General features: G+C 47.9%; 22 protein-coding genes. 13 read left to right on the top strand and 9 right to left on the bottom strand.

Annotated features, from left to right (window positions below; translation table 11 throughout):
* The first annotated feature begins 83 nt into the window (after positions 1-83).
* The 8 genes from FJ444_RS14960 (at position 84) to nqrM (ending at position 7,257) form a co-directional block, all read left to right on the top strand.
* Positions 84-1,424 (top strand): Na(+)-translocating NADH-quinone reductase subunit A, encoded by a 1,341-nt coding sequence (locus tag FJ444_RS14960; protein ID WP_140959512.1) that lies wholly within the window; start codon positions 84-86, stop codon positions 1,422-1,424.
* Between the two features lie 3 nt (positions 1,425-1,427).
* Positions 1,428-2,630 (top strand): NADH:ubiquinone reductase (Na(+)-transporting) subunit B, encoded by a 1,203-nt coding sequence (locus FJ444_RS14955; protein ID WP_140959510.1) that lies wholly within the window; start codon positions 1,428-1,430, stop codon positions 2,628-2,630.
* Positions 2,620-3,375, top strand: a complete 756-nt coding sequence (locus FJ444_RS14950) for a Na(+)-translocating NADH-quinone reductase subunit C (protein ID WP_140959508.1) — start codon at positions 2,620-2,622, stop codon at positions 3,373-3,375. Before FJ444_RS14955 ends, FJ444_RS14950 begins: the two co-directional genes overlap by 11 nt.
* A 12-nt stretch (positions 3,376-3,387) precedes the next feature.
* Positions 3,388-4,020, top strand: coding sequence for an NADH:ubiquinone reductase (Na(+)-transporting) subunit D (locus FJ444_RS14945; protein ID WP_140959506.1), 633 nt, complete (start codon positions 3,388-3,390; stop codon positions 4,018-4,020).
* Between the two features lie 3 nt (positions 4,021-4,023).
* Positions 4,024-4,632, top strand: a complete 609-nt coding sequence (nqrE, locus tag FJ444_RS14940) for an NADH:ubiquinone reductase (Na(+)-transporting) subunit E (RefSeq protein WP_140959504.1) — start codon at positions 4,024-4,026, stop codon at positions 4,630-4,632.
* A gap of 22 nt (positions 4,633-4,654) precedes the next feature.
* Positions 4,655-5,887 (top strand): NADH:ubiquinone reductase (Na(+)-transporting) subunit F, encoded by a 1,233-nt coding sequence (gene nqrF / locus FJ444_RS14935; protein ID WP_140959502.1) that lies wholly within the window; start codon positions 4,655-4,657, stop codon positions 5,885-5,887.
* Between the two features lie 132 nt (positions 5,888-6,019).
* Positions 6,020-7,018 carry an FAD:protein FMN transferase gene (locus tag FJ444_RS14930; RefSeq protein WP_140959636.1) on the top strand — a complete coding sequence of 333 codons (999 nt, stop codon included), beginning with the start codon at positions 6,020-6,022 and terminating at the stop codon, positions 7,016-7,018.
* Between the two features lie 5 nt (positions 7,019-7,023).
* Positions 7,024-7,257: a (Na+)-NQR maturation NqrM gene (nqrM, locus tag FJ444_RS14925; RefSeq protein ID WP_140959500.1), complete on the top strand. Its 234-nt coding sequence runs from the start codon at positions 7,024-7,026 to the stop codon at positions 7,255-7,257.
* Between the two features lie 40 nt (positions 7,258-7,297).
* On the opposite strand, the gene FJ444_RS14920 is transcribed toward nqrM, so the two are convergent.
* From FJ444_RS14920 to FJ444_RS14905, 4 genes are all read right to left on the bottom strand, one after another.
* A complete protein-coding gene (locus FJ444_RS14920; RefSeq protein ID WP_140959498.1) occupies positions 7,298-7,987 on the bottom strand; it encodes an ion transporter in 690 nt (229 codons plus the stop codon).
* Between the two features lie 81 nt (positions 7,988-8,068).
* Complete coding sequence (locus FJ444_RS14915) at positions 8,069-8,233, bottom strand: YrhK family protein (RefSeq protein ID WP_140959496.1); 165 nt, start codon at positions 8,231-8,233, stop codon at positions 8,069-8,071.
* Positions 8,220-8,690, bottom strand: coding sequence for a carboxymuconolactone decarboxylase family protein (locus FJ444_RS14910; RefSeq protein ID WP_140959494.1), 471 nt, complete (start codon positions 8,688-8,690; stop codon positions 8,220-8,222). Before FJ444_RS14910 ends, FJ444_RS14915 begins: the two co-directional genes overlap by 14 nt.
* Positions 8,691-8,737: 47 nt before the next feature.
* A complete protein-coding gene (locus FJ444_RS14905; RefSeq protein WP_140959492.1) occupies positions 8,738-9,541 on the bottom strand; it encodes a helix-turn-helix domain-containing protein in 804 nt (267 codons plus the stop codon).
* A 168-nt stretch (positions 9,542-9,709) separates the two neighbouring features.
* Here FJ444_RS14905 and dinB point away from each other — a divergent pair, with 168 nt between their 5' ends.
* The 3 genes from dinB (at position 9,710) to FJ444_RS14890 (ending at position 12,255) form a co-directional block, all read left to right on the top strand.
* Positions 9,710-10,789 carry a DNA polymerase IV gene (gene dinB, locus FJ444_RS14900; protein ID WP_140959490.1) on the top strand — a complete coding sequence of 360 codons (1,080 nt, stop codon included), beginning with the start codon at positions 9,710-9,712 and terminating at the stop codon, positions 10,787-10,789.
* Between the two features lie 254 nt (positions 10,790-11,043).
* Positions 11,044-11,286: a DUF1653 domain-containing protein gene (locus FJ444_RS14895; protein WP_140959488.1), complete on the top strand. Its 243-nt coding sequence runs from the start codon at positions 11,044-11,046 to the stop codon at positions 11,284-11,286.
* 114 nt (positions 11,287-11,400) lie between these two features.
* Complete coding sequence (locus FJ444_RS14890) at positions 11,401-12,255, top strand: MBL fold metallo-hydrolase (protein ID WP_140959486.1); 855 nt, start codon at positions 11,401-11,403, stop codon at positions 12,253-12,255.
* A 95-nt stretch (positions 12,256-12,350) separates the two neighbouring features.
* Here the strand turns inward: FJ444_RS14890 and FJ444_RS14885 are convergent, their stop codons facing one another.
* From FJ444_RS14885 to FJ444_RS14875, 3 genes are read right to left on the bottom strand one after another with little or no spacing between them, the layout of a single operon-like run.
* The gene (locus tag FJ444_RS14885) at positions 12,351-12,635 is read right to left on the bottom strand and encodes a pyrimidine/purine nucleoside phosphorylase (protein ID WP_140959484.1); all 285 of its coding nucleotides are present in this window, start codon (positions 12,633-12,635) and stop codon (positions 12,351-12,353) included.
* 56 nt (positions 12,636-12,691) lie between these two features.
* On the bottom strand, positions 12,692-14,347 hold the full coding sequence (locus FJ444_RS14880; protein WP_140959482.1) for an amidohydrolase: 1,656 nt from the start codon (positions 14,345-14,347) through the stop codon (positions 12,692-12,694).
* Between the two features lie 10 nt (positions 14,348-14,357).
* Positions 14,358-15,353, bottom strand: a complete 996-nt coding sequence (locus FJ444_RS14875; RefSeq protein WP_140959634.1) for a serine/threonine dehydratase — start codon at positions 15,351-15,353, stop codon at positions 14,358-14,360.
* 209 nt (positions 15,354-15,562) lie between these two features.
* On the opposite strand from FJ444_RS14875, the gene FJ444_RS14870 reads away from it, so the two are divergent.
* Entirely contained in the window at positions 15,563-18,445 is a 2,883-nt protein-coding gene (locus tag FJ444_RS14870) for a bifunctional diguanylate cyclase/phosphodiesterase (RefSeq protein WP_140959480.1), read from the top strand.
* 42 nt (positions 18,446-18,487) lie between these two features.
* Positions 18,488-18,862 carry a PH domain-containing protein gene (locus tag FJ444_RS14865; protein ID WP_140959479.1) on the top strand — a complete coding sequence of 125 codons (375 nt, stop codon included), beginning with the start codon at positions 18,488-18,490 and terminating at the stop codon, positions 18,860-18,862.
* 76 nt (positions 18,863-18,938) lie between these two features.
* On the opposite strand, the gene FJ444_RS14860 is transcribed toward FJ444_RS14865, so the two are convergent.
* Complete coding sequence (locus FJ444_RS14860; protein ID WP_140959477.1) at positions 18,939-20,783, bottom strand: S8 family serine peptidase; 1,845 nt, start codon at positions 20,781-20,783, stop codon at positions 18,939-18,941.
* Between the two features lie 220 nt (positions 20,784-21,003).
* Positions 21,004-23,208, bottom strand: a complete 2,205-nt coding sequence (locus FJ444_RS14855) for a S9 family peptidase (protein WP_140959475.1) — start codon at positions 23,206-23,208, stop codon at positions 21,004-21,006.
* Between the last annotated feature and the right edge of the window lie 67 nt (positions 23,209-23,275).

Here is a 23,275-nt window from a genome sequence, read left to right as displayed (position 1 = left end):
CGTTTTTGAATCGTATTTTTACTTCTCCGGTAAAGATACTGTCTATTCAAAAGGGTATTTCTATTAGAGTAGTGCGATTACGTATGATAAAAATCAAAAAAGGTCTCGACCTCCCTATATCGGGAGCGCCGACACAACAGATCCAGGATGGACTGTCTGTGACGCGTGCTGCCATTTTGGGAGAAGAATATGTGGGTATGCGTCCTACCATGCACGTGCAGGTTGGAGATAAGGTGAAAAAAGGCCAGGTTCTTTTCGAAGATAAGAAAAATCCTGGTGTGAAATTCACTGCTCCGGTTGCAGGTGAAGTGGTAGAAGTAAACCGTGGTGCTAAACGAGTTCTGCAATCTGTTGTGGTTAAAGCGGAAGGCAATGAAGCAGAAGCTTTCACTGCTATTGCTGCTGATAAGATTGCTGGCAGTAGCCGTGAAACCATTGAACAGCTGTTAAACGACAGCGGTTTGTGGTCAGCATTGCGCACGCGTCCTTTCAGTAAATCACCAAAGCTTGGTTCAACGCCAAGTTCTATCTTTGTTACCGCTATTGATACCAATCCATTAGCTGCCGACCCGGCGGTTGTTATTGCTGAACGTCAGGACGACTTCGCAAACGGATTAAAAGCACTGAAAGTGCTGTCTGGCGGCAAAGTGTATGTGTGCAAGAAGGCAGGCAGCACAGTGTCGGCTGGTGACAGCGGTACCGATGTAGCTGAATTTGACGGCCCGCACCCAGCCGGTCTGGCTGGTACGCACATTCACTACCTTGATCCGGTAGGCGCTAAGAAAACAGTATGGTCTGTTAACTACCAGGACGTTATTGCCATTGGTGCAACAATTACGTCTGGCGAGTTAGACAACAGCCGTGTTGTTGCGCTAGGCGGTCCTGCGGCTAAAAATCCTCGCTTGGTTCGCACTGTAATAGGTGCTGATCTGGCTGAACTTACTGCTGGTGAAGTTGCCGACGGTGAAGTTCGCATCGTGTCTGGTTCAGTACTGAATGGTACTACCGCACAAGGTGTTTACGGTTTCCTTGGACGTTTCCACACTCAGGTTTCGTTGCTGAAAGAAGGCCGTGAAAAGGTACTGTTTGGCTGGATTACTCCAGGTTCTGACAAACACTCAATCACGCGTGCTTACACTGGTCACTTCAGTGGTAGCAAGCAGTTTGATATGACAACAACCACAAACGGTTCAGAACGCTCCATGGTACCAATTGGTAATTACGAACGCGTTATGCCTCTGGATATCCTTCCCACGCTGTTACTGCGTGATTTGATTTCTGGTGATACAGACAGTGCTCAGACGTTGGGTTGTCTGGAATTGGACGAAGAAGATTTGGCGTTGTGTACCTATGTGTGCCCAGGCAAATACACTTACGGTCCGATTCTGCGCAACTGTTTGGCCACTATCGAGAAAGAGGGTTAATTCATGGGCTTAAAAGCGTATTTAGAGAAGATCGAACCGAACTTCGAACCAGGTGGTAAATACGAAAAGTGGTACGCGCTGTATGAAGCCGCTGCGACCATCTTCTATACCCCGGGTAAGGTAAACAAAGTGGGTACTCACGTACGTGACAGTATCGACTTAAAACGCATCATGATCATGGTGTGGATGGCAACATTCCCAGCTATGTTCTTTGGGATGTACAACATTGGTTTCCAGGCGCAGGACGCAATTGCTGCGGGCGCGGGTACCTTACCTGATACGTGGCAGGCAGGCCTGTTTACGGCATTAGGCGGCGACATTACCAACGCAGGCACACTGGGCCTGATGTTCTACGGCGCGTGCTTCTGGCTGCCAATTTACGCGGTGACTTTCATCGTGGGTGGTTTCTGGGAAGTCTTGTTTGCGTCAGTACGTAAGCACGAAGTGAACGAAGGCTTCTTCGTAACGTCTGTACTGTTTGCATTAACGCTACCAGCTACTATTCCATTGTGGCAGGTTGCGCTGGGTATTACGTTCGGTGTGGTAATCGCGAAAGAAATCTTTGGCGGTACTGGCCGTAACTTCCTCAACCCAGCTCTATCTGGCCGTGCATTCCTGTACTTTGCTTACCCTGCACAAATCTCGGGTGACCGCGTTTGGGTAGCCGCTGATGGTTATTCTGGTGCCACGTCTCTGAGCCAGGGCGCAAACGGTGGACTGGATTACAGCAACTCAGACTTGTGGATGAACCACTTCCTGGGTCTTATCCCTGGTTCTGCGGGTGAAGTGTCTGCACTGGCAATTATGCTGGGTGGCCTGTTCATCATCTACATGCGAATCGCCAGCTGGCGCATCGTAGCGGGCGTAGCGTTAGGCGTGGCCTTCTTCGCCACACTGCTTAATCTGATTGGTAGCGACACGAACCCAATGTTTGCTATGCCAGCACACTGGCACTTTGTAGTGGGTGGTCTGGCGTTTGGTATGTTCTTTATGGCAACCGACCCAGTGTCTGCGTCATTTACGAACCAGGGCAAATGGGCATACGGTTTCTTTATCGGCTTTATGACCGTACTGATTCGCGTACTGAACCCTGCGTTCCCTGAAGGTGTAATGTTGGCAATTCTGTTTGCTAACCTGTGGGCACCCCTGTTCGACTACTTTGTCGCTCAAAGCAATATCAAGCGGAGGATAGCTCGTGTCGGCTAAAAAAGAAACTTTTGGAAAAACAGTCGGCGTTGTTCTGGCAGTGTGTTTAGTTTGCTCAATTATTGTATCGGGCGCGGCTGTAGGTCTGCGTGACATTCAGCAAAGCAATGCTAAGAAAGACCAGATGTCTAACATTCTGCAGGCTGCGGGTCTGCTGAGCGAAGCAAACGGCGACATTCAGGGCACCTACAGTAAGTTTGTAGAGCAAAAATTCGTTGACCTGAGCAGTGGTGAATTCGTAGACGCGCCATCGGCAGACTACGATATGTACAAGGCCGCCAAAGAGCCTTCAACCAGCGTAAAGGTTGTAGGTAATGTTGGTTTTCAGCGTCGCGCTGACGTTGCGCCTGTTTATCTGGTTCACGACACTGCTGGTGCTGTTACCCGCGTAATTCTGCCAGTACATGGCAGTGGTTTGTGGGATCTGATGTACGGTTTCCTGGCACTGGATGCAGACGGCGAAACAGTACGTGAACTGATTTACTATCAGCAAAAAGAAACGCCAGGACTGGGTGGTGAAGTACAAAACCCGGCTTGGCAGGCTAAGTGGGACGGCAAGCAGCTATACAAAGATGGCGAAGTAGCCATTGAAGTGAAAAAAGCCGCTGGCGACGAAAACCCATATGCGGTTGATGCACTGTCTGGTGCAACCTTAACCAGTAACGGTGTGAACAACACGGTTCAGTACTGGGTAGGTGACAACGGCTTTGGTCCTTTCCTGAAAAAACAAGCCTGGCGTTCGTAAGGGGTTATTATCATGGCTGATTCTAAAGAAATGAAAAAGGTCCTCTTTGGACCGATCTTAGACAGTAACCCAATTGCATTACAAATCCTGGGTATTTGTTCTGCACTGGCAATTACTACCAAGCTGGAAACGGCACTGGTAATGTCACTGGCACTGACCAGCGTTACCGCGTTTTCAAACCTGTTTATTTCGATTATTCGAAATCAGATCCCCAGCAGTGTGCGTATCATCATTCAGATGACCATTATCGCCTCGCTGGTAATCGTTGTTGACCAAATTCTGAAGGCGTACTCGTACGAGATCTCCAAGCAGCTGTCGGTATTCGTTGGATTGATTATCACCAACTGTATCGTAATGGGCCGTGCGGAAGCATACGCCATGAAGAGTCCACCTCTGATGAGCTTCCTGGACGGTATTGGTAATGGATTGGGCTACTCATGTGTGCTGATCATTGTTGGTATCATTAAAGAGTTGTTCGGTTTCGGTACTATCCTTGGCTTTGAAATCCTGCCTCTGGTTCAGAACGGCGGCTGGTATCAAGCGAATGGTCTGTTAATCCTGCCATTCAGTTCATTCTTCCTGATCGGCGGTCTGATCTGGGTACTGCGTACCTTCCGTCCGGATCAAGTCGAGCCTAAGGAGTAATTTGTGGAACATTATTTATCATTATTTGTTCGCTCGATCTTTATCGAAAACATGGCGCTGTCTTTGTTCTTGGGGATGTGTACGTTCCTGGCGGTATCAAAGAAAGTTAAAACGGCCATGGGTCTGGGTATTGCCGTAGTCGTGGTACTGGGTATTTCTGTACCTGCTAACCAAATCATCTACGTAAACATCCTTGCTCCAGGCGCGCTGGCGTGGGCCGGTTTCCCTGATGCCGACCTGAGCTTCCTGAACTTCCTTACCTTTATCGGTGTAATTGCAGCACTGGTACAGATTCTGGAAATGAGCCTGGATAAGTTCTTCCCGGCGCTTTACAACGCACTGGGTATCTTCCTGCCTCTGATTACCGTTAACTGCGCCATCTTCGGTGGCGTGTCGTTTGCAGTACAACGTGAATACAACTTCACAGAGAGTATTGTATACGGTATCGGTAGTGGTATGGGTTGGGCTCTGGCTATCGTATTGCTTGCAGCAGTGCGTGAAAAGCTGAAGTACGCTGATATGCCAAACGGTATCCGCGGCCTGGGTTCTGTGTTCATGATTGCTGGCCTGATGGCACTGGGCTTCCAGTCCTTCACTGGCGTTCAGCTGTAATTAACGCTAAGGAGTAGAAATTATGAATCAAATCGAAATTTTTCTTGGCGTTGGAATGTTCATTGTAATCGTTCTTGCGCTGGTGTTTGTGATCCTGTTTGCAAAATCCAAACTGGTGCCTACTGGCGATGTAAGGATTTTAATCAATGGCGATCCAAACAAAGCCATTACTACTGCACCAGGTGGCAAGCTACTGGGTGCACTGGCGAATGCGGGTATCTTCGTATCGTCAGCCTGTGGTGGTGGTGGTTCATGCGGTCAGTGCCGTGTGGAAATTCACTCTGGTGGCGGCGAAATCCTGCCAACTGAGCTTGATCACATCACTAAGCGTGAAGCACGTGAAGGTTGCCGTCTGTCTTGCCAGGTATCTGTTAAGCAAGACATGGAAATTGAGCTGGAAGAAGAAATCTTTGGTATTAAGAAGTGGGATTGTGAGGTTATTTCTAACGACAACAAAGCCACCTTTATTAAAGAGCTGAAGCTTAAGATTCCAAATGGCGAAAGCGTACCGTTCCGTGCGGGCGGTTACATTCAAATCGAAGCGCCTGCTCACCACGTTAAGTACAAGGATTTTGATATCCCAGAGAAATACCGTGGCGACTGGGAGCGTTTTGGCTTCTTTAACATCGAATCTAAAGTAGATGAAGAAACCATTCGCGCTTACTCAATGGCAAACTACCCGGAAGAAGAAGGGATTATTATGCTGAACGTGCGTATTGCTACGCCGCCGCCTAATAACCTTACTCTGCCTGCTGGTAAAATGTCATCATACATTTGGAGCCTTAAAAAGGGCGACAAAGCGACAATCTCTGGTCCATTTGGTGAGTTCTTCGCTAAAGAAACAAATGCCGAAATGGTCTTCATTGGTGGTGGTGCTGGTATGGCGCCAATGCGTTCGCACATTTTTGACCAGCTGCGTCGTATTAAAACTGATCGTAAGATCAGCTTCTGGTACGGTGCCCGTTCACTGCGCGAAATGTTCTACGTAGAAGATTTCGATATGCTGGCAAAAGAAAACGACAACTTTAACTGGTATGTTGCTCTGTCTGATCCACAGCCAGAAGACAACTGGGATGGTTACAAAGGGTTTATCCACAACGTATTGCTGGAAAACTACCTGAAAGATCACCCTGCGCCAGAAGACTGTGAGTTCTACATGTGTGGACCACCTATGATGAACGCAGCCGTAATCAACATGCTGAAAGAGTTAGGTGTTGAAGACGAAAATATCCTGTTGGATGACTTCGGCGGTTAATACTAAGTTCAGCATTAAAAGGGGGCAGTCAGCCCCCTTTTTTACTTACTTAGAGATCATGTTTGTAATTGGTGCAGTAAAGATACACAAGTCTACCTAATCACGGAGGCGAGTTTGAATAAGTTCAGGTATATGATTGGCCTGTTAGTGTTTTTGTTGGTGGCGTGCTCGAACCCACCAGTAGAAATAGAACACATTTACGGCAACACTATGGGCACGACGTATAACGTTAAATTTCCCAAAGTGGAAAGTGCCGACAAAGAAGCAGTAAAACAGCTTATCGATGAGCGACTAGTTCATGTAAATAAACTCATGTCGACTTATGACCCCACGTCGGAGTTATCGCGTTTTAATCAGTATCGGTTTGAGCAACCCTTTGCGATTTCGCCGGAAACCCGCAAGGTAGTACTGGAAGCGATTAGACTAGGCGAATTAAGTGATGGCGTACTGGATGTTACAGTAGGGCCCTTGGTAAATTTGTGGGGATTTGGCCCAACCATGCGCCCCGAAACGATTCCCAGCCAACAGGAAGTCGACGAGGTAAGAGCTTATACAGGTTTGGACAAGCTGACTGTAGTTGAAGACGGATTGGTAAAAGCACACCCGCAGTTATATGTAGACTTGTCTACAATTGCCAAGGGGTACGGTGTGGATGTGGTGGCTGACCTGTTAGAGTCGCAGGGGATCAACAGTTACCTGGTTGAGATTGGCGGCGAAATGCGCGTCAAGGGCAGTAAGGGCAGTGGCGGTGAATGGCTCATTGCTATTGAAAAGCCTGTGTCGAACGAACGCGCAGTACAAAAGGTGATTTCAATTGGCGATAACGCAATTGCAACATCAGGTGATTACCGCAACTACTACGAACAAAACGGCGTTCGGTACTCTCATTTGATTGATCCTCGCACGGGCAGACCCATACAGCACAATACCGTTTCGGTTACGGTGATTCACCCGTCTTCAATGACTGCGGATGGGCTGGCAACGGCATTTAATGTGATGGGATGGGAAAGTGCTATCGTATTAGCTGAAGAAAACGACCTGGCGGTATTTATAGTAAAGCGTGAAGATACTGGATTTGTGGAATACAGCAGTCCGGCATTTGAATCGCTGGTAACGGTTTACGAAGAGTAGTAGGAATGAGTACGTTTATATTAGCGTTTGTATTTTTTCTGGTAATGGTAGTCGCCATGGCGATTGGTTACCTGCTTCAAAAGAAAACTATTTCGGGCAGTTGCGGTGGCCTGGGTGCACTGGGTATCGATAAAGCCTGCGATTGCCCTGAGCCGTGTGACCGGAAGAAAGCCCGTCAGGAAAAAGAGGCATTACGCCAGGAAAAACTGAAGGCCTGGGATAAAGATCGCATTATCTGAGATTGCTATTAACCAGCGGGTAAGTGAACGAACTTATCCGCTAGTTTTTCTCGGATTGTCTAACCGTTGATAACGCCGTGGCAATGATCCCAGTGGGCACTGCAATCATACCCAGTCCCAGCATTAGCACTAAAAACGTAAACAATTTCCCGCCGACAGTTACTGGGTAAATATCGCCATAACCGACCGTGGTTAAGGTTGCTGCTGCCCACCACATGCAGTCAAAAAGCGTAGTGAACACCTCTGGCTGAGCGGCATGTTCGAAATGATAAATGCCAACAGAAGCCAAAAACAGAATGACCAGGCTGGCAAAACTGAATATCACCAGTTCTTCTTTTACCGAGTACAATGCCTGACTGAAACGTCTGATTGCATTGCTGTATCGGGTAAGTTTTAACAAGCGGGCAAGCCGCAGCAGGCGGAACAATCGCAAAGCTCTCAGGTCGATTGCCAGCATAAGATAAAACGGCAAAATGGCGAGCAGGTCGATGATACCATAAAAGCTAAAGACAAAGCGCAATGGATGCTTTGCTTTATATACGCGTGTCGCGTACTCCAGCGTAAAGACCAACACAACCACAAATTCTGAGTAATGTAAAAATGTCACTAACGCAGAAGGTAAATCTGGAATGGTCTCTAAGGAAAAGGACAAAACAGAATACAGGATCAGGGCAATAATTAACCAGGAGGGGCCCGGCTTGTCCCAAAAGCAATCTTGTTTATTGTTCATCACTTTTCCTTTGACCATCCAAAAGCACAGAGTATCAGCCAAAAAATGGCTTTGCATCCGAATATGTTGGTGAAAGCAACACTACGCTTTGGCCGTTAGCGTATCAATCAACATGAGCAGCGACCCCAACATAAATAAATACACGCCAATGGTGGCAAAAATAGCCAGTTGGGGCAGAAACAACGTACTGCCAAATAGAAAACACAGGCTGGCAACGACGAGTTTCTTGTTCTTAGGCTGATGCATGGACACCCTCCACTTCAGGTGTGAAATTAAAACCAACAGCAATGCGATTCCAGCTGTTAATCTCCAGTATTACCGTAGTGAGTTCTACGATAGCCTGATTATTAAACTGACTCGTCAACTGCGAAAAAGAAAGCGACACGTCAGGTTGTGCAGCAATCAGTGTGACGGCTTCAGCCCAAGCCAGCGCTGCTCGCTCTTTTGCATTAAAGCAAGGCGCTTCTCGCCAGGCTGGCAGCACGTCCAGCCGCACTTGTGACTCTCCATCGGCTCGGGCTTCAGCCGCGTGCATTACCTGACAAAATCCGCAATGATTGAGTTGGGATACCCTGAGTTTGACCAAGTGCTGGATTAACGTCGGCACCTCAACGTTATTACTCACTTTTCCCAGGCCAAGTAAGTGGGGGGTAATGCGGGGACACCGTTCAAAAACTTCATCTGGTGTGATATGAGCGGTCATGTGTTGCTCCTCTTGATTAGAAAATTAAATAAGAGGGTAGGCAATACTTAAATTCGGGTATTGGAAATTTGCGACAATTTTCTGCGGCGATATTGCGCCGGCGATTCCATGGTGGCGTCGCGAAACAGATTGGTAAAGTGAGCCTGGTCGTAAAATCCGGTAGTTAATGCGATATCGGCTAACGATTCGGTACCCGATATCAATTGTTCGCGAGCAAGTCTGATTCGACGGAAATCCAGCATTTGATTAGGTGAAACTCCCAACTGCGAGCGCATGCGTCGCTCCAGTGTGCGCCGCGACATACCGAGTTTATTCGCATATTGCTCAGGCGCTGTATTAATGGAAGACAACGCAGTAACGAGTCCGGCGTTTATCCCTGCCTGACGCTGACTAAGCCGGTTTATCAGCCAGGTTTGTACTGTTTCAACCCGCTGCCAGTGATTTTGTGGGAGTAACTCGTCTGATAATCTGTTAATGCCAGCTAAATCGGGTTCATCCAAAGGCAGTGAAGCGTTCGCGAAATGAAGAAACTGAACATCCAGTAGCGCACATATAGCGCCAGGCTTTATACGAATACTCAGATGTTCTGCCTCAGGCGACCATTGATGCCGAAGCGTTTGGGTATTAAAGCAGAAGCGACATATTACCGTATCACCAGAAAACTCAAACATCAGGCTTGCGCCCGCATCAGGATAGAGTTTTTCTGCGTTGATTGCACTGCCTGCTTGCTGGACTGGCAGGGTCCAAATGCATTGAACGTAATTTGCCAGTGCCGGTACGGGGATAAACCAGCCTGGCTCATACTGCGAGAATGACGAAGGCACAATAATGCCGATGGACTCCGGTTTCATAATCAATGCTTGGTAAAAATACACTGCGATGTTACACACTAATGAAGAGGTAATACACTATTGCCTGAAAATTAACCACAACAACGTGTTTTACAGTTGACTGGATATATGTACAGTTGTGCGCTAATATGTGCCGGTGCTAGGTTACTTCAGGCTGGTATGTCGGTTGTGCGTAAAATAATTCATGTGGATATGGACTGCTTTTATGCTGCAGTGGAAATGCGGGATAATCCGGCTCTACAGCATGTGCCCATTGCCATTGGTGGCAGCTCAGACCGGCGTGGCGTTATTGCCACCTGTAACTATCAGGCTCGTCAGTTTGGCGTTCGTTCTGCCATGGCGTCAGCTTACGCATTAAAGTTATGTCCGGAACTCAAACTGATACCGGGGCGCATGGCCGTGTACCAGGAAGAATCGCGTAAAATTCGCGAGATATTTGCTGATTATGCAACCAAAATAGAGCCGTTATCACTGGATGAAGCGTACCTGGATGTGTCCGACAGTCAGCTATATCAGGGCAGTGCAACGCGCATCGCAGAGGCGATACGTTATCGCATTCAACAGGAATTAAATCTCACTGCCTCGGCGGGGGTGGCCCCCTGTAAGTTTGTGGCTAAAGTGGCCAGCGACGAAAATAAGCCCAATGGACTTTGCGTTGTGGCACCCGAACAACTCGATAGCTTTGTGCGAAGGTTACCGTTAAAAAAAATACCGGGTGTTGGAGAGGTTACCTTACAAAAATTACATCAGTTGGGGTTGTACACCTGTGATGATGTCAGACAATACCCTTATGAACAGATCCAGAAGCGATTTGGTAAGTTTGGGCATATTTTATGGCAACGTGCACATGGTATTGACGAGCGAGACGTCCAAACGGATCGGGTACGTAAATCAGTGGGGGTAGAGCGCACACTGAGTGCTGATATTCATACCGAAGCTGAATGCAGGGAAGTAGTGGAATATTTGTACGATACATTGTGCAACCGACTGGCGTTGCATCAAAAGAAATACCATTCCAGTAAACCCATACGAATAAAATCGCTGGGCGTAAAACTGAAATTCCAGGATTTCCAGCTCACCACCGTTGAGCATCGCTATACCGAGGTGGAAAAAGGCCGCTTTCACTCGCTGTTAAAAGAAGCGTATTCACGTGCTAAAGAGCGGGGAATTCGCTTGGTGGGTTTGCATGTCGGGCTAGATGAACCCAAAGATGTGCAGCAATTAACGTTGCCGCTCGAACAGAATTAGCAGAAAGTATAATCTTCTACTAAACTTGCATTTTCATACATACAAATGCCATAAAGTTGGCTTATGTTGCATGACTATGCGCAAGGCGATATAACGTAATGCTACGTGTAAATTACGTGAATGAATAGATGCGTCATAAGTGAATTAACGAGGAAACTAACCGAACCAGATAGCCATACCCATAACCCCGTCATTCCCGACAACATCGACAAACAGGACTTAACGCTTTTGCCACCCAATAAAGGAGACAAAAAATGATTAAACCCGGCGTTTACCAGCATTATAAAGGGAACAATTACGAAGTAATTGGTGTTGCCAGACACTCTGAAGACGAAAGTCAGGTAGTGGTGTATCGTCCCATGTACGGTGAGGGCGCACTATGGGTTCGCCCGTTAGATATGTTTACTGAGCAGGTGAGTGTGAATGGGCGTTCAGTTGAGCGTTTCAGGTACATCGGCCAGGCCGCACATTATGAAGAAAACAGCATAGCGGTATAGTTTGGCTGTGCTGTAAATCGTGTCGTTATGAGCGCCAATAAATTGCGTTTTTCAGTGAACCAATTGGCAGTCAGTTGCATATAATACCTACTTGGTCCAGGTAAGGAATGGTTAATGAAACAATTGGTTAAATGCTGTTTTACGCTAACGGCGGCGTTTGCGGCCACACAGTTATACGCAGATGACCGCTTTGCAACAGTTGAAATACAATCAGCGCACTTGGCGGGTTCGGTTCACATGCTAACGGGTGCTGGTGGCAATATTGGCGTGTCTGCCGGTGAAGATGGGGTGTTGATAATTGACGATCAATTTGCCCCACTTGCACCTAAAATTTCTGCAGCGCTGGGTGAGCTTGGTAACAATACACCCAGTTATGTTATCAATACGCATTTTCACGGCGATCACACAGGAAGTAATGCGTTTTTCCATGATAATAAAGGCGCAACAATTTTCGCCCACGACAACGTGCGTGTAAGACTGGCAAGCGATAGTTCCGTGGCTACATCGGCATTGCCGGTTGTTACTTACGAACAGGGCGTGAAAATTCATTTTAACGGTGAAACTCTGCATGTGTTTCACCTGCCAGCCAGCCATACCGATGGCGACAGTGTAGTGTGGTTTGAACAGCCCAATGTATTACACACCGGCGATTTGTTTTTTAACGGGTTATTCCCCTATATCGACTTGGGAGCAGGTGGCACAGTTGCCGGGTATATTCGTTCAGTCGAGGTGCTGCTTGATCGCATTGATGAAGACACAAAAATTATACCCGGTCATGGCCCACTCGCTACCAAGCAGGATTATCAGGCTTTCTTAGCCATGATGAAGGCTACCCTGGCTTTCGTGAATGCACAAAAAGCAAAAGGGATGTCGGTAGACGAGGTGGTTGAAGCCGGATTACCAGACGAGTGGCAGTCGTGGAACTGGAATTTTATCACAGAAGAAAAGTGGATCCGCACCTTGTATTGATATCACTGTTTGCATAAAACAAAGTGAAATTAAAGAAACACCACGCAATTGCGTGGTGTTTTCATATTAGACTGCGATTGAAATCTGGGATTCAGCTAGCTGTAGAAGCATAAGTAGGCTGTAGTCGTTGCCACTTTCACATCAAATGACTGATTAGCTGCAACGCGAAATTCGGTACCAGCTTCAAACGTTTGCCAGTCGCTTTCGCCAGGCAATTTTACGGTTAACGCACCCTCGGTTACCTTCATCAGTTCGTCCTGACTGGTGCCAAACACATAATCACCAGGCAACATTACACCAGCGGTGCATGGGCCGTTAGCCGATTCGAAAGCAATGGATTTTACGGCATCGTTAAAATAGCTGTTTACACTTAAAGTCATGGTTGTGCTCTCAATGAAAAAAGCGCATTGTGCATGAGCCTGTGCCGTGACTCCAGTTAATTTTGGCTATTTGCATCGAATACTTTTTCACCGGCCAGCCAGGTTTGCATCACCTTGGTTTTCCATATGTCCTGAGGCGTCACCGTAAAAATATCCTGATCAACTAAAATGAAATCCGCCCACTTGCCTGGTGTTAGTGTGCCAAGGGCATCTTCCATATGCGCAGCGTAGGCCGCATCCAGGGTAAAGCCTTTAAATGCCTGCTTTACGGTTAACGCTTGTTCCGGATACCAGCCTTTGAGTGGCTGGTTGTTGCGGTCTTGTCTCGTTACAGCAGCGTGCAGCCCATAAAACGGATTCGCCAGCTCAACCGGGAAGTCTGAACCCAGAGGCATGGGTATGCCACTGTCTATCAACGTTTTCCACGCATAGGCACCTGCCATACGCGCTTTCCCAATACGTGCCTCTGCCATATTCATATCAGAGGTTGCGTGGGTGGGTTGCATTGATGGTAACACGTTTAATTTTGCAAATCGGGGCAGATCGTTCACGTTGATTACCTGTGCGTGTTCGACGCGGTTTCTGAGTGATTGGCCGCCAACACTTGCAAAGGTTTTCTCAAACTCATCCAGTACCATACGATTGGCTTTGTCGCCTATTGCGTGGAAGTTCAGCTGAAAACCTGCTCCCAGCACCTTTTGAAATATTTTAGGGAAATCGTCGGGTTGAGTAAGCAATAAGCCATGCTGATGGGGGGAATCACTGTAAGGCTTTAATAATGCAGCGCCGCGACTGCCTAACGCGCCGTCACCATAGGCTTTTACAGAGCGAATCGACAGAAAATCATCGGCACTGCGAATAATGCCGGTATCTAACATTTCATCGAGTTGCGGATCGGTAGCACTTAACATCGCATAAATACGCACAGGTAGCGTTTGCGCCGCTGCGCGCGCCAGGTAAAAATCGTAAACATGATGGCTCACACCGGCATCGTGCATTGCGGTGATCCCCACGGACAACAAATGCTCACCGGCCGCATTCAATTGTGCCTGATATTGCCTTGTACTCTCGGTAGGCATAACAGCGGCCACTAAGTCCATGGCATTATCAATCAGTACACCGGTAGGATTGCCTTGTGAATCGCGCAGGATCTGCCCACCAACCGGGTCCTGAGTGTCGCGTGTGATACCGGCGAGTTGCAGCGCTTTGGTATTTACCCAGGCCGCGTGACCGTCTACCCGGCTTAACCATACAGGCTTTTGAGCAATGACTTTATCCAGTGCTTTCGCTGTTGGAAACGAGCGGTCACTCCACAGTTCCTGGTTCCAGCCCCTGCCTTTTATCCAATCCTGGTCCATGTGCGCCAGCGCGTAGTCTGCTACCCATTTTGCGGCCTGACTCATGGTTTTGCTATCGCGCAAATCCACTTCCAGCAAATTGCCTCCCAGCCCCAGTAAATGGCCGTGAGCATCTATTAACCCTGGCAACATCACAGCATTTCTGCCGTCGATAACTTCCGCTTTGTTTGGCACAGACGTGGGATCAAGACTGATCACTTTGCCACGATTAAGGAGTATCCGCTTGAACTGTACAAGTTCGCCCTTCTCGTTGAGCGTATAACCGCGGACGTTTTCTATGAGCGTACTGGCTGAGGCCACACTCATGAGTAAGCTGCATACAAGCAGCAGGGTGAGCGACACGTATCTGCGCATTGTTAGGTTCTCATGCAATAGTTGGGGGTTGGAGTAAATAATCGGTTTGCCAGATTTTGGCCATGGCAGACTGGCTTATATTGCCACCGGTGAGTAACACCAAAGCGGTTTGTCCTGGCTGCGTATTCACTGCCCAGGCCGCTACTGCCGCCATGCTCATGGCACTGGTGGGTTCTACATGAATCTTCAGCAGATGTTGCAGCCACTGAGTCCAGTAAGCAATTTGCTGTTCATTGACTTCGTAAAAATCATCCAGTTCCTGCAATAACGGAAATGTGTATTCACCCACTGATGGCGTTGCTGCCCCATCGGCCAATGTACTCACCGGACCGGAAAGCGACTCAATACGTCCTGATTGCAAGGAGCGCGAAGCGTCGTTGGCCACCTGAGGTTCTGCACCAATAACCAGTGCATCCGGCGCAAGCGCACGAGAGGCCAGTAATGTACCGCTGAGCAAACCACCGCCACCACAAGGTGCAAATATGGCATTTATGTCCGGGTGATCCTGCAGCGCTTCCATTGCGGCGGTTCCCTGTCCTGCAATCACTAACGGGTGGTTAAATGGCGGTATCCAAACGGTGCCCTCGGCTTCGGCTGCATCGGCCACTGCCTGGTCTGCTTCTACACGGGTAGGGTAGAGTTTTAATTCGGCGCCGTAGGCACGGGTTGCTGCGGCTTTCACCGGCGAGATGGTGTTGGTTGCGTAAATGGTTACCGGAATACTGGCTTTCGAGGCCGCATAGGCAACCGCCTGAGCATGGTTGCCTGAACTGTTAGCTACAATATGTTTGGGGATCGTACCTGATTCCTGCAGCGCCGTAATAAAGTTCGTGGCGCCACGCAACTTAAATGCGCCAGTGGGCTGCAGGCATTCCGCCTTAAACAACACTCTGTGCCCCAACCAGCGGTTTAACAATGACGACTCCAGGATGGGAGTGCGTTGTACTTTGCCTACGAGGCGAAGGGACGCATCGTGAACGTCCTGATAAGTTGTGCCGGTATACACTTGCGTCACAGAGTTTCCTTTCGAAGAATCGCTAACAGCAGATTGAACAACATAGTACAACAGCCATTGTGTCACTGCTGCAGCACAAAGGCGAGTTTTACTCAGAAAACGATCAGCACCGGTTGTAAATTCACCGTATTTGCGTCACGTAATTTTAATAATCATGCGGTATTGTCGGCGACTGCGCGAAATCCAGGTGGTATTTACTTATGTCGCAAAAAGCTCAAAAACGCATTTACTTTACGCCCATCATTCTGTTTTGTTTACTGGCTGCATTCTTTGTCAGCGTTGGGATTTATTTACAGGATCGCGAGTTTACTGTTGAGCGCAGTAAAGCAGAAAACCTGTCTGCGCAGGTTGTGGTAAATTTGCAAACCATGGCGGCAGAGCGTCATCAGGCACTTGAGTCACTCATGCAAAACTGGCCAACGCAGGAACCGAATTATCTGGATTGGTTCAATGTTCAGGCAATCACTCTGCTCAGTATACAGCGTGGCTACAGCAGCTTGATGCTGATAGATAGCAATGGACTGGTTCAGTGGCTGGTCAGGCCACAGTACCCGTCTGCCCCTTATTGGCATGATAACATTGTGGGTAAGTCTCTTGAATTACCCGACTTCCTGGAATTTACCAATGGTGAGCAGTATTTCAGCCAGTTAGTCAGCGGGATGGGCGGGCAGCATTTTCTGTTATACGGACGCTTAATCAGCCCTCAGGAACCGCATTTGGGATACGTGCTGGCCACCTTTGATTTGCAAGCCTGGTTGGCCATGTCCAATGGTCAATTGGTTGAACAGCATTACCATTTTCTGATAACCGACTCTACTCTGAATCCTCTGACAGTAGGCTCAAATGCGCCTGCCAATGTGGAATCGTTTCCCGTCAAAAGTGATTTGTTTAACGTGCTTGGCCGGGTGTGGCGCTTGCAACTAGCGTTACCTGAACCTGCCTTCAGTGGTGCGTTGTTAGTTTCACTGGTAGGCCTGGTTATGTCACTACTGGCTACCATTGTGTTGTATAAGTTACTGAAAAGTGCCATGAATTTGGATCAGAGCCAGTTGCGTTATAAAACGGCAAGTGAAGCAGCACTGGATGCTTTGTTAATCTACAAAAAAGTGGCGGACGATTACTTTTTGGTTGAGGCGAATAAAATTGCCAATCAGTTGTTTCAGGGCGATGTCTGTTTAATAAAAGACAAACCATTATCGGTTCAGTTAAAAACGTTTAAGCAGCATCATATAGTGCCGCGCATCGATGAGGTCGTGCTAACAGGCGAGCCCTTTGACGACTATATTGAAATTAAGAGCCGCCTGATAAAGCCGCAGTGGTTAAAGGTACAAATTGTTCGGGCAGGTAAAGATATCGCGATCACACTCAGGGATGTCACCGAGCGTTTTAATGCACAACGGGCATTACTTCGGAGTGAGGAAAAATACCGCCGCTTAATCGATGGGCTGTACCGTCATTTTGTGTATACCAAAACACTCGACCAATCATTTGTGTATGTGAGTCATGGAGTGCAATCTATTTTGGGGATCAACGCAGAGCAGTTTTGCCTTGCGCAACGTCGCTTTATGGTGGAGTCGCATGCTGACCATCGAAACATAGTGTATTCCATTCAATCTGGTGAGAATCCGCAACCCTATCGTTTGAAATTACGTGCAGAGAGTGGTGATACAAAAGTGATTGAATTCGCTGATGCGGGCGTATTTGATGAACAGGGCAAATTAATTGCCATTGAAGGTATTGCTCGTGACGTGACTGAAGAGTTTGCGTTGCAGGAAGAAGTAAGATACCAGGCCAGTCACGACCAGCTAACCGGTTTGATGAACCGGTACGCGTTTGATCACTACCTCACCGGACTTATTAGCAAGGTAAATGCCGGCGAAGCCAGTGCAGTGATGTGTTTTATCGACATGGACAGGTTTAAGTTGGTGAATGACAGCTGCGGCCATCCGGCAGGCGACCGTTTATTAAAAGAAGTCTCAAATGTGTTTGGTGAGTTTGTAAATGAAAAAGACTTACTGGCACGCATTGGTGGTGATGAGTTTTGCATGATTTTCAGAAACCTCACACTCGAGCAGGTCCTGGATAAACTGGACAGACTGTTACAGCACATTGGCGCTTATCGGTTTACGGTAGAGGATAAAGTGTTCTTCGTGGGAGCCAGTATCGGTGTTATCGACATACACCAACCAGGTTACAGTGCGGCAGATTTAATTAAGGCCGCCGACAACGCCTGTTACAAAGCCAAGTCTATGGGCCGAAACCGCTATTTTGTGTATACACCAACCGAAGAACAACAAGCATTGGATATGGTTGAAAGCAAAGTATTGCAACACTTCCAAATGGCCCTCGACAACAATGGATTTGAGTTATTCTTCCAGCCTATTATTGATTTAAAAAGTGCCAACCAGCGAACTCACGGAGAAGTACTGTTACGGCTAATTGGTGAGGATGGACAGTATATTAGTCCCGGCGTGTTTATTCCTTTGGCGGAACAACACGGCGTAATGAATAAAATTGACTGGTGGGTAGTCGACAACACCCTGAGGTTCTTGCATCAACAACCTGCATTCTGCCGTCAGCTCGACAAGATCGCCATTAATCTGTCGGGCATTACGCTGAGTGATGAAAAGCTGCTGAAGCAAATAGTGCATCAGATCCAATGCTCTAATATACCAGCAGAAAAGTTGTGTTTTGAAATCACCGAAACTTCGGCGGTGACTAACCTTTCTTCTGCGAAATGGTTTATTGATGAACTGCGGGCACTGGGATGCCGATTTGCGTTAGATGATTTTGGTGCTGGTATGTCGTCGTTTACGTATTTGAAAAACCTGGATGTGGATTACGTAAAAATTGACGGCTCTTTTGTGCGTAACATGGTGCGCGACAAGATCGATTATGAAACGGTAAAAGCCATTAATAACATTGCCCAGAGTATGGGCAAGCAAACTATCGCGGAATTTGTCGTTGACGACGCCACGCGTGAAGCGTTGATTGAACTGGGAATAGACTATGGACAAGGTTTCGCTTTGGGGTATCCTGAACCATTAGTCAATCACTGCAACCTGTTGCAGTTGGTTAGTTAACAGCCCAACTCTGTATGTGATGTCGGGCAAACAGGAGGTTCCATGGGATTACTAGATGCATTACTGGGCAATGCCAGTGAAGTGGATGTAACAGAAGTACAGGAAGAATTACAACCTATACTGGGTAATACTGAAAACGTGATAAGTGCTTACAAACTGGTTAGAGACCTGATTGTCTTTACCAACCATCGTTTTATGTTTATCGACAAGCAAGGTGTAACAGGCCGGAAAGTGGAATATCACTCGGTGCCTTACAAGGCCATTACGCAGTTTAAAGTAGAAACTGCCGGGCATTTTGATATGGACGCAGAACTGCGTATTTTTATATCAGGACAGGCCGAAGCCATGAAATTCGAACTGAAAAAAGACACCGCCATTGGGGTGCAGAAGTCACTGGCGAATGCCATGTTTGGTTAATAGCGAATACCAATTCGTGCTTGATACGAAAAAGCCCACCAGTTTGGTGGGCTTTGTTGTGTAAAGCAGTGCTACTTTAGAACACCACTGTTACCACAGCAGAACAGGTTGATGTACCAGACTCACACACCTGGTAATCATACACGCCGCCGCCTTTTACATTTATTGTGTCGGTATAGCTGGTGGTGCCGCTAACAGTTGCAATTGTATTGCCGTTGCGGAAGATATCCATAGCTGCACTGCTGTTTGCCCAGCTAAGGTCAACTTGTTGCGTCCCTTTTACCTTGTAGCCGTTTGCGGTTAAGGTAAGGCCGGTGCCCGTGTCGCCACCACCACCATTATCACCGCCACCGCCGTTTCCACCGGCACAGCCGTTGGCTGTCAGGTAGGCATCAGCTGCCGCAGCCTGAACAATACCGTAGCCGAAATACACATCTTTACCCGCTGCACCCGCGTCCATCGCTGTGGCTTTTAACGCGTCGCGAATTTCAGTTCCTGTACAGGATGCATGATTTGACCATACCAGTGCAGCAACACCTGAAACCGCTGGCGTTGCCATTGAGGTACCACTCAGGTAGCCGTAGTCACTGGCGCCAACAGAAATATCCGCCGTGCCCGCAGCCAGAATGGCTGCACGGTCTTCCAGAGCAGTACCTACTGCAGGAATAGATGTTGAGTTTGTATCACCCAGTGTTCCGTAAAGCATGCCAGCTTCATTGTTAATGATCACTGCGCCAATGCCACCAGAGGCTTCGCAATTGGCTACTTTATCATGGAAAGAAATGACGCCACGGTCGATAACACATATTTTGCCAGACGCACCCGCATCTGTGCTTTGTGCTGTGCCCATGTAGAACGTTTGACCACTCGCATTGCCGGTGTTTTCCATGGCACTGGAGGCAAAGCCGCTGCCATCCATGCTCAGTCCTGACATCACCGCCGTGCCTGCTGGTACCGTTGAAAGGGTATCTACGCCGCCTGCGGTGACTTCAACACAGATAGTTTCATCACTGGTTACGTTTTTACCACGACCTGTGGTGCAACTTGGAAATTGAGAGAAATCTGCAATAGCGTTGTTTGCATCGTTGGCACCGACCATCATTACCGATGAATAGCCTGCAGGATACATGCGAGAGGAATTGCCATCGTTACCCGCAGCTGCAATCACTAAACCACCAGCGGCGGTAAAGTTTTTAAAGGCGTTTTCCTCGGTACTGTTAGCCGCTCCACCGCCTAAGCTCATATTAATAATGTTAGCGCCAGCCTGGCCGCACAACTGCGCCGCCTGAGCTAAATCGGAAGAATATCCCCAACCTGCAGCGTTGAATACTTTAATAATGTGCATGTCTACGCCCGGTGCCATACCCACTACACCGAAGCTGTTATCTGCCGCACCAATAGTACCGGCTACGTGGGTGCCGTGTTCGCCACCTGCGTTAAACCAGTTGCCTGTGCCTGGGTCGTTGTCGCCAGTAATATTTGCCCACACAAAATCTGGGTTTGTGCTGTCTAAACCTGAGTCGATAACACACACTTTCATACCAGCGTTCGCGTTAAACGCAACCTGGTCGGCCTGCGCCTGGTAAACGGCATAGGGTGTAATTTGGCTTTGCATCGGGCTGCCGGCGTCATCATTAAACAGCGCCATAGCAGAACGCAACGCATCTTCTTCAACCAGTTTAACGTGTGGGTTGTTCAGTAAGCCTTTTACTTCCGACAATGATTTGCCAGAGAAGGTGGCAGCGATAAAACCGTCGGCGTCAACGTGAACTTGTCCACCGAGCTGCTTCGTCAGGGCTTTTACTACGCCTTTCGACGGGTTATCTACCTGAATAATGTATCTGTCGTTTGCTGCCGTAGCGGATGCGCTCACGGCCAGCAGTACCGCTGCCATGGTAGGTCTTAGGGTCGTTTTTATCATTTTATACTTCTTCACTTGTGTTTTTAGATTAATTGCCGAATTAAATTCGGTCTCATTGGATTATGCATAATTTGGGTAAACCCAATATTGAAACTATGCAATAAAAATCAGCTTGGCAATAAGAAGAAGTCAATAATAGGTATGGGATTGTATTCGTTAAGTTCAGGCTGGAATGAGTGCGCGACAGGAAGTCTCTGTCGCGCAAGGTATTTATTGGATGTTATTGCACACCAAAATGTCGATCAAAAAAGTTAGTGATGGTGTGGTATAAGTGAATGCCGGTCTGCTTGCCTCGAATGCTGTGTTTTTTACCCGGATAATCCATCACCTCGAAGGGCTTGGCCATATCCTGCAAGTGTTTATACAGCTTGGTGCTGTGGGTAAACAACACGTTATCGTCGGCCATACCGTGATAAATCAACAGCGGGCCTTTCAGATCCTGCGCATAAGGGAATACCGATGAGGCATCATATGCTTCACTGTCGGTGTTGGGATTACCCATATAACGCTCAGTGTAGTGTGTATCGTACAAGCGCCAGGTTGTAACCGGTGCACCTGATACTCCGGCTTTAAAGTAATCGCCGGCTTTGAACATACTCATCAGCGTCATGTAGCCACCGTAACTGTGGCCATAAACACCAATACGGTCTTTGTCTACGTAGGGCAGGGTATGCAAAAACTTCACGCCGGATACCTGATCTTCTACCTCTACGCTACCCATGGCTTTGTAAATGGGTTCCTCGAAGGCTTTGCCCCGGTAGTTTGAACCGCGGTTATCAATACTGAATACCACATAACCCTTGCTTACCCAATGTTGCATCAGCAATCCACGGTTACCGCCCCACTGGTTGTTCACCACCTGTGCGTGTGGTCCGCCATACAGGTACACAATTACCGGGTGCTTCCCTTCCAGTTTGGCTGGCTTGTATAAGCGATAGTAAAGCTCAATGCCTTCATCGTTGGTAATGGTACCAAACTCCGGTTTAACCCAGTCTTTTATATACGGGGTAAGCGGGTGGTTTGCATCCAGCTTGTTTTCTTCCAGCCAGGTAATTTGATTGCCCGATGCGTTGTGCAAACTCACCTGAAAAGGAGTGTTAGCAGTAGAAGACATATCAATGTATATGGAAGCATCGCCACTAAATGTAATGTGGTGGAAGCCTTCCCGCGCAGTGAGTTTCTGAACGTCTTCACCCTGTAGGTTTACGCTGTATAAATGGCTCTCAAGTGGCGTGTCTTTGCGGCCGGTAAAGTATACCTTACCCGATTTTTCATCGACTGCCTCAAGCTGATCAACTACCCATTTGCCCTCGGTTAACTGACGCACCAGCTTACCGTTGCTGTTAAACAAATACAGGTGTTTAAAGCCATCGCGCTCGGATGCCCAGATAAACTGGGTGCCGTTATTGATAAAGGTAAAGTCATTGTGCAGATTTACCCAGGTATCAGACGACTCAGTTAGCAAAACTTGTTGCGAATTGTCTTTTACGCTAACACTACGCAATTCCAGCAATTGTTGGGTGCGGTTTTGCCACTGATAGGTAAAGTGTTTACTGTCTGGCATCCACTTGCCACGCGCCAGATAGATATCTTTGTCTTTTCCTAAGTCAACCCAGCTTCGCTTTTGCGAGCCGATGTGTTGAATTGCCAGACGAATGTTAACATTGGGCGTACCGGCTGATGGGTACTTTTGCTCAATCATTTTAATGTCGTCTGCGTAAATTTCGGAGCGGGTAATGGTGTCTACTGGTGTTTCATCAACTTCGGTGAAGGCGATGTACTGCTCATCTGGAGACCACCAGTAGCCGGTCATACGGCCCATTTCTTCCTGCGCCACAAATTCAGCCATGCCATATTTCAGGTTACCGCCGCCTTCTGTGGTTATGGCTGTTTCCTTGCCACTGGCAATATGCTTAACAAACAGATTCTGATCGCGAATAAACGAAATATAGTTCCCTTTAGGAGAGAGCATGATATCGGTTTCGAACGCCTCGGTGTCGAGTAATTGCCTGGCACCCTGTTCACCCAGTTTGTGGAAGTAAACGTCGCCACCCAGCGGGAACAACAAGGCAGTACCATCTGCCGACCATTGGTAACTCACAATCCCTGATCCAGATAAGCGCATTCGTTCGCGGCGGGCTTTTTCTTCGTCGGACAGTGTTTCTTCGCCCGAAGACAAATCATCCGAATCAAACAAAAGGCGTGACTCACCGGAAGCAATGTTATATTCCCACAAATCCAGACGCTCGTAGTCGGATTGCTTTCCTTGCAGGTACGTAACGCGTTTGCCGTCGGGTGCCACCTGCAAACTCCGCGGTGAGCTGCCGTCCAGCGACGGGGATTCATAAATACGTTCAATGGTTAACGTGTCAGCCATCACCGTATGATTGAGCATAAGGGCTCCAAGTACTAAAGCTTTTTTCATGAATAGGCTACTATCTGTCGTTTAAAATGATCCCTAACAGGGGGATGCTTTCCTGGGCCTGTTGGTC

Source organism: Aestuariibacter sp. GS-14, assembly GCF_006494365.1.
Classification (GTDB): Bacteria; Pseudomonadota; Gammaproteobacteria; order Enterobacterales; family Alteromonadaceae; genus Alteromonas; species Alteromonas mangrovi.
Note: the sequence above shows the minus strand (reverse complement) of the source record. Positions and strands in the feature narration are given on the sequence as shown.